General features: G+C 66.6%; 13 protein-coding genes and 1 pseudogene. 13 read left to right on the plus strand and 1 reads right to left on the minus strand.

Annotated features, from left to right (window positions below; translation table 11 throughout):
* The first annotated feature begins 57 nt into the window (after positions 1-57).
* The 12 genes and pseudogenes from A5707_RS09710 to A5707_RS09765 all read left to right on the plus strand — a co-directional run bounded on the left by A5707_RS09710 (position 58) and on the right by A5707_RS09765 (position 11,450).
* On the plus strand, positions 58-1,110 hold the full coding sequence (locus tag A5707_RS09710; protein WP_232000684.1) for a MinD/ParA family ATP-binding protein: 1,053 nt from the start codon (positions 58-60) through the stop codon (positions 1,108-1,110).
* Positions 1,111-1,152: 42 nt separating this feature from the next.
* The gene (locus tag A5707_RS09715; protein ID WP_065014290.1) at positions 1,153-1,512 is read left to right on the plus strand and encodes a hypothetical protein; all 360 of its coding nucleotides are present in this window, start codon (positions 1,153-1,155) and stop codon (positions 1,510-1,512) included.
* Positions 1,497-2,201, plus strand: a pseudogene (locus tag A5707_RS09720) (PAS and ANTAR domain-containing protein). Before A5707_RS09715 ends, A5707_RS09720 begins: the two are co-directional and overlap by 16 nt.
* A gap of 41 nt (positions 2,202-2,242) precedes the next feature.
* Positions 2,243-3,760: an Asp-tRNA(Asn)/Glu-tRNA(Gln) amidotransferase subunit GatB gene (gatB, locus tag A5707_RS09725; protein ID WP_419866408.1), complete on the plus strand. Its 1,518-nt coding sequence runs from the start codon at positions 2,243-2,245 to the stop codon at positions 3,758-3,760.
* Between the two features lie 201 nt (positions 3,761-3,961).
* Positions 3,962-6,286, plus strand: coding sequence for a carbamoyltransferase HypF (gene hypF / locus A5707_RS09730; protein ID WP_065014292.1), 2,325 nt, complete (start codon positions 3,962-3,964; stop codon positions 6,284-6,286).
* Positions 6,283-7,005, plus strand: coding sequence for a HypC/HybG/HupF family hydrogenase formation chaperone (locus A5707_RS09735; RefSeq protein ID WP_065014293.1), 723 nt, complete (start codon positions 6,283-6,285; stop codon positions 7,003-7,005). Before hypF ends, A5707_RS09735 begins: the two co-directional genes overlap by 4 nt.
* Positions 7,002-7,658 carry a D-sedoheptulose-7-phosphate isomerase gene (locus A5707_RS09740; RefSeq protein ID WP_065014294.1) on the plus strand — a complete coding sequence of 219 codons (657 nt, stop codon included), beginning with the start codon at positions 7,002-7,004 and terminating at the stop codon, positions 7,656-7,658. The genes A5707_RS09735 and A5707_RS09740 overlap by 4 nt, the downstream gene beginning before the upstream one ends.
* Positions 7,655-8,767: a hydrogenase expression/formation protein HypE gene (gene hypE / locus A5707_RS09745; protein ID WP_082969369.1), complete on the plus strand. Its 1,113-nt coding sequence runs from the start codon at positions 7,655-7,657 to the stop codon at positions 8,765-8,767. The genes A5707_RS09740 and hypE overlap by 4 nt, the downstream gene beginning before the upstream one ends.
* A 16-nt stretch (positions 8,768-8,783) precedes the next feature.
* On the plus strand, positions 8,784-9,056 hold the full coding sequence (locus A5707_RS09750; RefSeq protein WP_065014295.1) for a HypC/HybG/HupF family hydrogenase formation chaperone: 273 nt from the start codon (positions 8,784-8,786) through the stop codon (positions 9,054-9,056).
* Between the two features lie 10 nt (positions 9,057-9,066).
* The gene (gene hypD, locus A5707_RS09755; RefSeq protein WP_065014296.1) at positions 9,067-10,197 is read left to right on the plus strand and encodes a hydrogenase formation protein HypD; all 1,131 of its coding nucleotides are present in this window, start codon (positions 9,067-9,069) and stop codon (positions 10,195-10,197) included.
* 8 nt (positions 10,198-10,205) lie between these two features.
* Positions 10,206-10,937, plus strand: coding sequence for a DUF6390 family protein (locus A5707_RS09760; RefSeq protein ID WP_269455145.1), 732 nt, complete (start codon positions 10,206-10,208; stop codon positions 10,935-10,937).
* Positions 10,938-10,961: 24 nt separating this feature from the next.
* The gene (locus A5707_RS09765) at positions 10,962-11,450 is read left to right on the plus strand and encodes a flavin reductase family protein (RefSeq protein WP_156657736.1); all 489 of its coding nucleotides are present in this window, start codon (positions 10,962-10,964) and stop codon (positions 11,448-11,450) included.
* Between the two features lie 13 nt (positions 11,451-11,463).
* Here the strand turns inward: A5707_RS09765 and A5707_RS09770 are convergent, their stop codons facing one another.
* Entirely contained in the window at positions 11,464-12,585 is a 1,122-nt protein-coding gene (locus tag A5707_RS09770; protein WP_065014298.1) for a PQQ-dependent sugar dehydrogenase, read from the minus strand.
* A gap of 340 nt (positions 12,586-12,925) precedes the next feature.
* On the opposite strand from A5707_RS09770, the gene A5707_RS24435 reads away from it, so the two are divergent.
* On the plus strand, positions 12,926-13,648 hold the full coding sequence (locus A5707_RS24435) for a DoxX family protein (RefSeq protein ID WP_065014342.1): 723 nt from the start codon (positions 12,926-12,928) through the stop codon (positions 13,646-13,648).
* Positions 13,649-13,667 lie beyond the last annotated feature (19 nt).

Here is a 13,667-nt window from a genome sequence, read left to right on the forward strand (position 1 = left end):
CGGCGCCGGCCTTCGCCGGGCCGACAGGTTCGGCCAACACGGTCCGCGCCGGGCGCCGTGTCACAGCCCCGAGACGACACCCCCACCTACCGGCCGCCGTCGCCGGCGGACACCCGCGCGACGGTACCGGTGATCCGGGCGCAGCCGCCTGTAGTTGATCGGCCGGCGCCTAGCCCCGTCGCCCCTGACAGCCGCCCAGACCACGACACCCCGGCCCCGGCCAAACGCGACTGGCGGAGCCTGCTGGTCCGACTGACGCCGACCGACAGCAGCCCCGGCAAAACCCGCACCGACGAACCCGCGCTGCGCACCCGAATCCGGGCATCGGTGGACAGCCCATTTCCGATCGCGGTTCTCAACCTCAAGGGCGGTGTCGGCAAGACCGTCGTCGTCGAGGCACTGGGCTCGACGTTCGCCGACGCCCGCGACGACCACGTCCTGGCGGCGGATCTCGACGCCGGCGGTCTGGCCGATCGTCATGGCCATCGCAACTCGCTGAACCTGGTCGACTTACTCGCCGATCGCTCGGTCACGCAGTATCCGGACCTGCGAGCTCACACCTACCAAAACAGTGCTGGTTTAGAGGTTTTGGGAATCCCCGATTACGCGTACAGCGATTGGCGAATCGACCGCGACCACGTTGTCAAGGCGTTCTCGCTACTGCGGCAACATTATTCGGTGATGCTGATCGACTGCGGGCGGGACCTGAAATCGGGTGTGACGGAGGCAGTTCTGCGCGAGGCACGAGCGCTGGTGGTGGTCACCAGCGCTTCCGTCGACGCGATCAAGAAGACCCGAACCACCATGCAGTGGCTGGCAAACAACGAGTATCGGAAACTGATCGAGGCGACGGTCCTGGCGGTCAACCACACCGAGCCAGGAAAGCCGGGCCCCGTCGTGAGCAAAGAATTGCAGCAGTTGGCCGGGCGGTTCCCGTCCGAACGCGTGGTGGAGCTGCCGTTTGATCGGCACGTGCATGAGGGCAAAGAGATCACCCTGCAGCGGTTGAGCCGGGAGAGCAGGCGGCGCTACCTGCAGATGGCGGCCTCGCTGGCCGACCTGTTCCCCACCGCCGGCGACGCAACGACGTTCGACACCGATTTCCGCTGAATCTCTAGCCGTTACGTAACACTTAACTGTAACGTAACGGCCATGGTTGCAAGGACGTTGACCTGCGGCGTCTGCGGCATCGACTTCTGCGCTCGTTCGGACGCGATTTATTGCTCGCCGGCTTGTCGGCAGAAGGCGCACCGAGCCCGCACAGCCCGGCGACTCGGCGCACTGGCCGGCCGTCACCAGCGGGCGTTCAGCAAACCCGACGTGGCCGGCGCGATCAAACGGGCCAAGCGGGAACACGAACGGGCGCTCGATCTGCGGCGCGCCGCAACCGACTACCTGGAACAGTGCGGCGCCGCTGCGGAGCGACGACGCGCCGAAGGTCATTCGCCGGCAAACCAGACGCACGACCGCCAACCGATCCGGACAGGGCGGGCGTGGTGGCTGCCGAACTAAACGGTGAGACCGCTGAGACGGAGCAGGCGCTTGCCGGCGGCGCGCCGCAACGCGTCGGATCGTTCCGTTTCTACTTCGAAGACCAGCGCTGGGAATGGTCGGAGCAGGTGCAGCGCATGCACGGCTACGAGCCCGGGACAGTGACTCCCACCACGGAATTGGTGCTGTCGCACAAGCATCCGGATGATCGGCGTGAGGTGGCCGCAACCATCGACGACATTCTGCACACGCATCGGGCGTTCAGCACCCGCCATCGCATTCTTGACACCAGCGGCACCGTGCACCATGTCGTGGTGGTGGGGGACAAGCTCATCGACGACACTGGTGCGGTCATCGGCACCCACGGCTACTACGTGGACCTCACCGCGACCTCAGGCCCGTCGCGCGACGACGACATCATCTCCGCGCGGGTCGCGGAGATCACCGGCAACCGGGCCGTCATCGAACGGGCCAAGGGGATGCTGATGCTGGTGTACGGGATCGACGCCGACGCCGCCTTCGACCTGCTCAAGTGGCGGTCCCAAGAAACCAACGTCAAGCTGCGGTAGCTCGCCGAGCAGGTCACCGAGGACTTCTGCGAGGCCGGGCGCGAGGCCATCCCCTCGCGATCGGCGTTCGACCATCTTCTGCTCACCGCACATGAACGGATCGTCGACTGTTCCGACGAGCAGGCGGGCGCGCCGGCCTGATCTGACCCGCAGCGCCCGGCGTCGCCGGGCTCGCGGTCGTCATTAGGATCGGGGCTGTGACTGTTGCCGCAGCTGAGCTGCTCGACTACGACGATGTCCTGGCACGCTACGAGCCGGTGCTCGGCTTGGAGGTGCACGTCGAGCTGTCCACGGCCACCAAGATGTTCTGCGGCTGCGCGACGGCATTCGGCGCCGAGCCGAACACCCAGGTGTGCCCGGTATGTCTGGGCCTGCCCGGCTCGCTGCCGGTGCTCAACCAAGCCGCAGTCGAGTCGGCGATCCGGATCGGACTGGCGCTGAACTGCCAAATCGTGCCCTGGTGCCGGTTTGCTCGGAAGAACTACTTCTACCCGGACATGCCGAAGAACTACCAGATTTCTCAGTACGACGAGCCGATCGCCGTCAACGGCTACCTCGACGTGCCACTCGAAGACGGCACCACCTGGCGCGTCGAGATCGAACGCGCGCATATGGAAGAAGACACCGGCAAGCTGACGCACCTGGGCAGCGAAACCGGACGCATCGAAGGCGCTACCGGTTCGCTGATCGACTACAACCGTGCCGGCGTACCGCTGATCGAAATCGTCACCAAACCCATCGAAGGAGCCGGTGAGCGGGCCCCGCAGATCGCCCGTGCCTACGTGACAGCGTTGCGAGACTTGTTGCGTGCGTTGGGTGTTTCCGACGTGCGGATGGATCAGGGCTCCATGCGCTGCGACGCCAACGTGTCGCTCAAGCCAATCGGGGCCAGCGAATTCGGTATCCGCACCGAGACCAAGAACGTCAACTCGCTGCGAAGCGTCGAAGTCGCCGTGCGCTACGAGATGCAGCGCCAAGGCGCTGTGCTGGCGGCCGGCGGCCGGATCACCCAGGAGACTCGGCACTTCCACGAAAGCGGTTACACAAGCCCGGGACGCACCAAGGAAACCGCCGAAGACTACCGCTATTTCCCGGAGCCGGACCTGGAACCCGTCGCGCCCGACGCCGAGCTCGTCGAGCGGCTGCGCCACACCATCCCCGAGCTGCCGTGGTTGCGCCGCAAGCAAATTCAGCAGGAGTGGGGCGTTTCCGACGAGGTGATGCGCGACCTGGTCAACGCCGGTGCCGTCGACTTGGTCATCGCGACCGTCGAACACGGCGCGCCGAGCGAGGCCGCGCGTGCGCTGTGGGGCAACTTTCTGGTGCAGAAGGCCAACGAGGCCGGCGTCGACCTCGACGAACTGGCCATCACCCCCAAGCAGGTCGCCGCGGTGATCGCGCTGGTGGACGAGGGCAAGCTGTCCAACAAGCTGGCCCGCCAAGTAATCGAGGGTGTATTGGCCGGGGAAGGCGAGCCCGAACAGGTCATGACCGCCCGAGGCTTGGCCGTGGTGCGTGACGATTCGCTGATCCAGGCGGCGGTCGACGAGGCGCTGGCCGCCAATCCTGACGTGGCCGAAAAGATTCGCGGCGGCAAAGTCGCCGCGGCGGGTGCGATCGTCGGTGCGGTCATGAAGGCCACCAAGGGTCAGGCCGACGCGGCGCGAGTGCGCGAGCTGGTGCTGGCCGCATGCCAGTAGCGCCGACTCTGGCCCTGGCTAATCGCATGCGCTAAAGCTCCACCCACGCGCGTCTGACGCGCCTACGATGGGTTTGGTCGGGGAAAGCCGTGACTGACGAAACGGTGTGATCGCGACGTGTGCTGACGGGTGGATTAATCGGTGCGGCGGAGTTCTTGAGCCGCCCGGCTGCCCACTGCCCACCGACCTGCGGCGGCTGCTATGACCGGCACGCTGTTGCTGCACCCCGACGACGTTCGGCAGCGTTTCACCGTCACCGGTGTCGTCCAGGGCGTCGGATTCCGCCCGTTCGTCCACCGCATGGCCAGCGAACTGGGTCTCGTCGGGTTCGTCGGCAACGATTCGGGTGCGGTGTTCGTCGAAGCGCAGGGCCCCGCTGCGCGCGTTGACGAATTCGGTCGCCGATTGCGATCCGAGGCGCCGCCGCTGGCGCGCATCAGCGCGGTCTCCGTCGTCGACATCCAGGCAAACGGCGATACCGGATTCCGCATTGTGGACAGCCGGATTGCCCCGGGGACCGGCACGCCGATTCCACCCGACATCGCGGTGTGCGACGAGTGCCTCGCCGAACTCTTCGACCCCGCCGACCGCCGATACCGGCACCCGTTCATCACCTGCACCAACTGCGGACCGCGGTTCACCATCATCCGCGAACTGCCGTATGACCGTCCGGGCACCACCATGTCGAGCTTCGCCATGTGTGACCGCTGCGCCGCCGAATACCACGACCCTGCCGACCGCCGGTTCCACGCCCAGCCGATCGCCTGCCCGGATTGCGGGCCATCGCTGTGGTTGCAGCGGGGCGCCGAGCGGATACCCGGATGCGACGCGGCGCTGGCCGCCGCCCAACAGGCGCTGGCCACCGGAGCCGTCGTCGCGATCAAGGGCATCGGGGGCTACCACCTGGCCTGCGTGGTCGACGACCAAGCGGTGGTAACGGGGCTGCGGGGCCGTAAGGCCCGCGGCGCCAAGCCTTTCGCGATGTTGGTCCGAGATCTCGACGTCGCACGCCGCTACGCGCACATCGACGACACCGAGGCCGCGATCATGCTCAGCCCGGCCCGACCGATCGTGTTGCTGCGCCGCCGCATGGACGCCCCGGTCGCCGACGCCGTCGCGCCGGGCAGCCCGCTGCTCGGAATCATGCTGCCCTACACGCCAATTCATCACCTGCTGCTGACGTCCGAACTCGACGCGCTGGTCATGACCAGTGGCAACCGTTCCGACGAACCCATCTGTTTCACCGACGACGATGCGGCGCGCCGCCTGGCGCCGCTCTGCGACGCGGTGCTCGACCACAATCGGCCGATCCACGTGCCGTGCGACGACTCGGTGGTCCGCGTCGTCGACGGCCGCGAACTACCGATCCGCCGCTCCCGCGGCTACGCGCCGCTGCCCGTCGACCTCGGCGACGAAGGACCCTCGGTGCTGGCCGTCGGCGGGGAACTGAAGAACACTTTCTGCCTGACCGACGGTTCCCGCGCCTACCTGTCCGGGCACATCGGCGACATGGAAACCCTGGAAACCCTACGAGCCTTCGAGCGTGCGGTGAGTCAGCTCAGCGAAATTCGTTGTCAGCCAGTGCGGTTGGCTGCCGATCTGCATCCGGGTTATCAGACCCGAAGCTGGGCCGAGGGGCACGTCGGTGAGCGCCCGCTGGATCTCGTGCAGCACCATCACGCGCACGTCGTCTCGCTGTTGGCCGAGCACGGCCGGCTCGGCGAACCCGTCATCGGTGTCTCGTTCGACGGCACCGGCTACGGTTGCGACGCCACCATCTGGGGCGGGGAGATCCTTGCCCTCGGACCGCAGAGCCATCGGTTCACCCGGGCCGGTCACCTGCTTGCGGTGCCGCTGCCCGGCGGTGACGCCGCCGTGCGCAATCCGTGGCGCATGGCGCTGTCCCAGTTATGGACGGCCGGCATCGACTGGGCCACCGATCTGCCGCCGGTGGCCGCGGCCACCCAAGCCGAATTAGGGGTCGTCCGTTCGCAATTGGAAACCGGCGTCGGTTGCGTGCCGTGTTCGAGCATGGGCCGGCTGTTCGACGCCGTCGCTTCCCTGCTGGGGGTGCGACACCACATCGATTACGAGGGGCAGGCCGCCATCGAACTCGAAGTGCTGGCCGAATCCGCGCACACCCCGGCCGAACTGCGCCTGGCAGTGGGCGACGACGGGGGGATCGACCCGCGCGACATGATTCGCGCGATCGTTGCAGCCCTGCGCGCAGGTGTCGAAACCGCGTCGCTGGCAGCCGGGTTCCATCACGCGGTCGCCGTCGCGGTTGCCGAGTCGGTCGACCGGGCCGCCGGCGACGTGCGACTGGTGGGTCTTAGCGGCGGCGTCTTCCAAAACGTGCTGCTGCTGCGCGCATGCCGACAACGGTTGCAGCAGGCAGGCTTTGAGGTGTTGATCCACAGGGCGGTCCCACCCAACGACGGTGGACTCGCACTCGGCCAGGCCGCGGTCTCGGTGCTGACCGCGCTGGCATCGCAATCCGAGCTAAGGGGGACTGATTTGACATGACTACCACCGCGATTGACCGCGGGCTGGGCGCCGAGCTGACCGCCGATCTCGCGGCCACCGCACTCACGCTGGCCCGCCGGTTCGCGGCCGGCGCCACCATGTGGTCGATAGCTCCGTCGTGGGAGCCGCATGCCTTACACATCGCGGTCGAGTTCGTGCACCCGGTGATCATGGGCAAGCGGGCACTGCCGGCGGTCGCTCTGATCGGAGCCGACCTGGTTGATCTGGTTCGGATTTCGGTAGTGCCGGGCGACATCGTGATCGCGGTGTCGGGCGCCGACGACCCCGACGTGCGCTCGGTGATGCGCCGATGCCCGGCCTGGGGCGCCACCACCATCTGGATCGGCAGTGGCGAGCGACCCGAGGCGGGAATGGCCGACCATGTGCTGTGGCTCGACGACCCCGACCCCAGGGTGCCGGCGACCGGCGGCTTCGTGCTGTTCTACCACCTGCTGTGGGAGTTGACCCACGTCTGCTTCGAGCATCCCGGGCTGCTGAAGGAGGACGCCGCATGCACCGACGACGTGTGCGTCACCTGCAGCGACGAAGGTCGGCTCGGTGAAGTGGTCGCGGCGTCGACCGACGGCATGGCCGCGGTGCGCACCGCCAAGGGCGTCGAGTCCGTCGCCACCACCCTTGTCGACCCCGTCGCCGCCGGCGAGCTCGTGCTGGTGCATGCCGGCACCGCGATCAGCCGCGTTAGTGAGGAGGTGACATGACTGACGAGCCCACCAACTTCCTGTATCCGTTCATCGACGCCCAGGAGGACGACCCCAAGTCGCTGCTCGCCGACCTGACCGCGTCGGCGCAAGCGAAGGCGACCGAAAGCTTGAGGTTGCGCCGCTCCACGCTGGAGGAAAACACCGAACTCGTCGCCGCTGCCGCCGCCGAGATGGCAGCTCGTTTTGGCGCCGGCGGCCGGCTGTTCACCTTCGGCAATGGCGGAAGCTGTACCGATTGCACCACGTTGGCGCGGCTGTTCGCCCGCCCGCCGCTCGGAAAGCCGCTGCCCGCATGGTCATTGACCGCCGACCAGGCGATCATGACCGCGCTGGGCAACGACGTCGGGTTCGAGTTGGTGTTCGCCCGGCAGTTGATCGCCCGCGCGAAAGCCGGCGACATCGCGATCGCGATGTCGACCAGCGGCAGTTCCCCAAACCTGATGGCAGCGCTGGCCGAAGCCCGTCATCGTGACATGTACACCATCGGCTTCGCCGGCTACGACGGCGGTGCGTTCGCGACAAGCCGGGACGTGGACGCCTGCTTTGTCGTCCACTCGCAAAGCGTGCACCGGATACAGGAGTCGCAGGCGCTGCTGGGCTATGAGCTGTGGCTGAGGGTCCACGAACAGCTGGGGGTGGGAGTGGCATGACTAAGTCAGCCAACGAATACTTGTCATCGGGGCCGAAATTCGCCGAAGGCGAGGTGATCGAACGGATCGAAACGTTCCGTAAACGCCGGCCCCGGCTGCTTGACGATCACGTGACGACCGCGCACGGCGCCGGTGGAAAGGCGTCGGCGGCGCTGGTGGATGCGGTGTTCATGGAGGCGTTTCGCAATCCGCTGCTGGAGTCGCTCGGCGACGGCGCAGTCCTCACGCTGCCCAGCGGCGAGCGGCTGGTCATGTCGACCGATTCGTTTGTGGTGCAGCCCAGGCGATTTCCGGGCGGCTCGATCGGTGAGCTCGCCGTGCACGGTACCGCCAACGACCTTGCGGTCGCCGGTGCGGTGCCGCAATGGATTTCAGCGGCGTTCGTCCTCGAAGAGGGTTTTCCGATCGCGGAACTGAAGGAGATCGTCGCCGACATGGCCGATGCGGCGTCTGCGGCAGGTGTGCAGATCGTCACCGGCGACACCAAGGTGGTGCCCAAAGGCGCCGCCGACGGCATGTTCGTCACCACCACCGGCGTCGGCGTCATCCCGGCGGACCGCCACCTGTCAGCGGAGTCGGTCCGTCCGGGCGACAAGGTACTGCTGTCCGGGTCGATGGGAGATCACGGGATGGCGGTGATGCTGGCCCGCGGCGATCTAGCCATCGAAGCCGACATCCATTCCGACACCGCGTCGGTGAGCCCGCTGGTGGAACTGCTGTTGGCTGCCGCGCCGTCCACCCGCTGGCTTCGCGACCCGACCCGCGGCGGTGTCGGGACCGTCTGCAACGAACTGGCCCAGGCCTGCGGGTTGGCGGTGGTCCTCGAAGAGGACAAGTTGCCGATCCACCCCATGGTCAGCGGCGCCTGCGAGCTGTTGGGCATCGACCCGCTCTACGTCGCCAATGAGGGCAAGTTCGTCGCGGTCGTGGCCGCCGACGAGGCGGAGGCCGGGCTGGCCGCCCTGCGCTCGCACCCGCTTGGCGCCGAAGCGGCTGAGGTTGGGGAAATCGTCGAGGAACCCGCGGAAACCGTGGTGGTGCAAACCGGGTTCGGCGGTTCCCGGATCGTCGACATGCTTGTCGGCGACCCGCTGCCGCGGATCTGTTGAGATAAGGAGCTCTGAAATGTGTCTTGGGATTCCGGGGCGGATCGTCGAAATCACCGATGTCGACAACTATTTGGCCAAAGTCGACGTCAGCGGTGTGCAGCGCACCATCTCGGTGCGGCTGCTGGAAAAGGACATGCCTGAACCCGACGACTGGGTGCTGGTACATGTCGGTTTCGCGATGGCCAAGATCGACGAGACCGAAGCGCTGCTGACGCTTGCGGCCGTCAAGAAGCTCGGTGACGCCTATACCACCGAAATGGAAGCCTTCGATTCCTCGGCCATCGTGTGAAGGGATAGCTATGAAATTCGTTGACGAGTTCCGTGACCCCGCGGCCGCACGCAAACTGATCGCCGCGATCAAACGATTGGCCGGTGAGGACGAGCACTTCAAGTTCATGGAGGTGTGCGGCGGACACACCCACACCATCTACCGGCACGGCATCGAACATCTGCTGCCGGAGAATGTCGAGTTGGTGCACGGCCCGGGGTGTCCGGTATGCGTGATCCCGATGGGCCGCATCGACGACGCCATGTGGCTGGCTGAGCAACCCGACACGATCTTCACCTGCTTCGGCGACATGATGAGGGTGCCCGGCTCCAACGGAAACCTGCTCAACGCCAAGGCCCGTGGCGCCGACGTGCGGTTCGTCTATTCTCCGCTGGACGCCCTGAAGGTCGCGGTCGACAACCCAGACAAGCAGGTGGTGTTTTTCGCGGTCGGGTTCGAAACCACCGTGCCGTCCACCGCGGTGACGTTGGTGCGGGCCCGCGATTTGAGCCTGACCAACTTCAGCGTGTTCTGCAACCACGTCACGATCGTGCCGCCGATCAAAGCCATCCTCGAGTCGCCGGATTTGCGGCTGTCCGGCTTCATCGGCCCCGGACATGTGTCGACGGTGGTCGGGATACGGCCGTATCGGTTCGTCAACGACGTCTATCACAAGCCGCTGGTGGTGTCCGGGTTCGAACCGCTGGACATCTTGGCGTCGGTCGCGATGTTGCTGACCCAAATCCGCGAGGGCCGTTGCGAAATCGAGAACCAGTACTCGCGGGTGGTGCCCGAGCAGGGCAATCCCGCGGCGTTGAAGTTGATGGGGACGGTTTTCGCGCTGCGCCCGCACTTCGAATGGCGCGGGTTGGGCTTCATCTCGCAGAGCGCACTACGGCTGCATGATGATTTCGCCGAGTTCGATGCCGAGCTGCGCTACGCGATGCCCGGCGTGCGGGTCGCCGATCCCAAAGCCTGCCAATGCGGCGAAGTACTCAAGGGCGTGCTCAAACCTTGGGAGTGCAAGGTTTTCGGCACCGCGTGTACGCCCGAAACCCCGATCGGCACCTGCATGGTGTCTCCGGAGGGCGCGTGTGCGGCCTACTACAACTTCGGCCGGATGCACCGTGATGCCGTCAAGCTGGTGGGATCCCGAACCTGATCGCATCGGTGGATACCCGCGGGGCGGAGATGTTCGCCCGCTACGCCTACGCTCCCAACGCGCTGGGTTATTGCGGGCCGCCGTTGGGCGCCACGCTGCGGGACGGCTCGGTCGACGACGTGCGGATCGCCGCGCGGAAATTCTCTGGGGCATGGCCTTATTTGCAGGTGCTGTCCAGGATGACCGGCATCGCCGATCCGCTGGACTACCGACTCGTCGAGTCATACTGGCTCGGCGGTGGTCTCGGCGCCGAGCTGAACCCGGCCGAGTTCATCGACGAACTGCTCTCGATCATCGGCCCGCAGGCCGGCCGCTACTGGTCGCATCTCGATTCGAAGTTGGTGGGCGAGGCCGCTGCCAACCACTGCTTCCATGTATTTGCGGTGTATCCGTGGTCGCGGCTGTTGGGCCGCGGTCTCGACGAGCACCCGTTGAACGTGCTGGATAGTTGCCGAATTACCTGGGGCACAGTTGTTTCCCGCGATGGTGACGACGTCGACGTATCGTGTCGCGCGCTGCAGTGGGACGGCCACGCGCTGGACCTGTCCCAACCGTCAGTGCGGCGACTCGATGTATGGGCCGACGGATACAGCGCGGTGCCCGACGTGGCCGTTGGCGACGAGGTCGCGGTGCATTGGGACAGGCTGTGCGGCCGGCTGTGGCCCGAGCAGATTCAGGCATTGTCCGATGCGACGGCACGCCAGCTGACGGCCACCAATCGGCGGCTCGCGCGCCGGTAGCCCTCAGCGGTCCATGATGGCTGTGTGGACGATGACTCATTCGACCGGCTGGTCGGCCTGTTGGACTACACGATGTTCGTGGTCACCACCCAAGCCGACGGCCACTCGTCGGGCTGTCTGGTCGGCTTCGCCACCCAGACCAGCTTGGCGCCGCCGCGGTTTCTCGTCGGCATATCCAAACGCAACCACACCTTTCGAGTGGCGAGCCGGACCGAGCATGTGGCGGTCCATCTGCTGTCGCGGCGCGACCTCGAGTTAGCCCACCTCTTCGGCGGCCAAACCGGGGATGAGATCGACAAATTCGAGCGGTGCGCCTGGCACACCGGCCCGGCCGGGATGCCGATTCTCGACGATGCCGTCGCCTGGTTCGTCGGAAAAACACTGAGCCGGCTCGACGTCGGCGACCACATGGGCTACTTGCTCGAACCGATCGCCGGGTATGCGCCGAAGCGCGCTGATGATCTCGTCAGTTTCTCCGACGTGCTCGACATGGAACCGGGCCACGAAGCCTAGAACCAAACGGCTATTACGTTTTGTCCTCGTTGGCCCGGGGGAATCCGCCGCCCTGCGGGAACAGCGGGAACACCACGTCGTCGAGTTTCTCGGCGTCTCCGGCTGTCTTGTTGACCGTCGCGCCCCACACGTTGCCGTCCGGCGACATCCGCAACGCCCAGGCGTGGGCGTGCGTGTCCTGACGGACCACGTCGGGCTCGCCGGTGACCGCACCGGTTGCCGGAGCAAGGTGGATGGCCACCGTCTGCTTGGTGTTGATCAGGTTGACCAGCACGGTGCCGTCCAACGCGGCACATCCGGCAACGCCGGGCCGGTCCGGCCAGGTCCAGACGGTAGAAACCTTCGAATCGCGGGTGATGCGCTGCAAACGGTCTGCAGTGGGCGCGCGGTCGACCACGTACAGCGAGCCGTCAACCGGGTCGGTGCACACCCCGCCGCCGGCGCCGAGTCCGCTGAGCGCGGTGGTCGGCGGCGCCTGGTTCAAAGTGGTCGGCTGCTCGATCCGCAGCACCTTGCCCGCCATCGAGCCTGGGTCCTCGGCCATCGCGGGGTTGCCGGCGTCGCCGGTGAGCACGACCAGCGTGGTGGGGCTGGTGAAGATCAGCGCCCCGGTATTTCCATTGGCGCCCTTAGGGATTCCGGTCAGAATGTCTTTGGGGATGTCGCCGTCGGCGATCCGAATGACCCGGTTGTCGCTGGGCGTGCTGATGTAGGCGTACATCAACCGGTCTTGCTGGTAGGTCGGCGACAGCACGATATCCATCAGCCCGCCGTCGCCGGAGGGGTCGACCGGGATCACGACTTTGACCTTGGGCTCGGCGCTGACCGAGACCTCCTTGACGGCACCGGTGGTGCGTTCGGCGACCAGTGCCGACTTGCTGTCCGGGCCCATGATGAGGCCGCTGGTGCTTTCCAGGCAGCCCTGCATCACACCCGGGGCCGGGCACTTTTTGGGGAATGGCTTGGCCGGCAGCGGCGGCGGCGGCGGAGGCGTCGAGCTCGCGGGCGCATGCCGCTGCGGCTCGGTGGTGAACGGCTCCGACTGGGCGTCGTTGAACCGTGCGCATCCACTCACGACGAGCAGCGCCGCCGACAGCGCGCCAAGCGCGCACCGGGCCGACCGCCATACCTGCATGTCCGCAAGGGTACGGACAACGCTGCGGCGCCCGCCATGGCGTCCCGCCGACGCGCCGCCAGCGGCGAATAACGGACCGATCAAGCCGTGATACAAAACCCTCGTCTCGCAGGTTGCTTGCACTTAGGCTGACACGGTGACCGGCGATCCCTATGGCTTCACCCGCTTTCACCGGCTTGAGGATGTTGAGGCGTCACCGGCGCGCAAGCCCGCTCCGCCGCCGCGGGAGACCCGTCCGCCGGAGCCGTCGCGGGAATCCCGTGCACCGGAGCCGCCGCGGGAATCCCGTCCGCCGGAGCCGCCGCGGGAGACCCGTCCGCCGGAGTCTCGCGAGCCCGAGGTGGTCGAGCCCGAGGTCGAGGTGGAGCCGGCCGACGACGAGGACTCCGAAACGACGGCGATCGCGCGCGACGAGCCCGTCGACGAGGCGGCCGAAGATGTCGAGGAGGACCTGGACCAGCCGGCCGCCGTCGACCGTGAACTGCCGCCGTCCGTGCAGCCGCGGCTGTTAGACGACCCGCGGCTGAAAATGGCGCGGCAGCGCGGCACGCAGCATCTGGGCCTCATGGTGCTGCGGGTGGGTGTGGGTGTCGTGCTGGTCATTCACGGCATGCAGAAAATGTTCGGCTGGTGGGACGGGCCGGGCATCGACGGATTCACAAACTCGCTGACCGAATTGGGGTTTCAGCACGCCGACATCCTGAGCTATCTGGCTGCCGGTGCCCAGATCGTGGCCGGTGCGCTTTTGGTTCTCGGGTTGTTTACCCCGGTGGTCGCTGCCGGCGCGCTGGCTTACCTGGTCAACAGCCTGTTGGCGGACATCACGACACAGCGACAGCACGGGCATCTCAACTTCTTCCTGCCCGGCGGCAACGAATATCACATCATGCTCATCATCGCGCTGGTCGCGATTATCCTTGCCGGCCCGGGACTTTACGGGTTCGATGCGGGCCGGGGCTGGGCCCGTCGCCCGTTCATCGGATCGTCCGCGGCGCTGCTCGTCGGCGTCGGCGGCGGAATTGGGTTCTGGGCGCTCTTCAACGGCGCCAACCCGCTGGCGTGAGCCGCCCGGGAGGCCCCTC

Origin of the sequence: Mycobacterium kyorinense (genome assembly GCF_001672775.1) — a bacterium.
Lineage (GTDB): Bacteria > Actinomycetota > Actinomycetes > Mycobacteriales > Mycobacteriaceae > Mycobacterium > Mycobacterium kyorinense_A.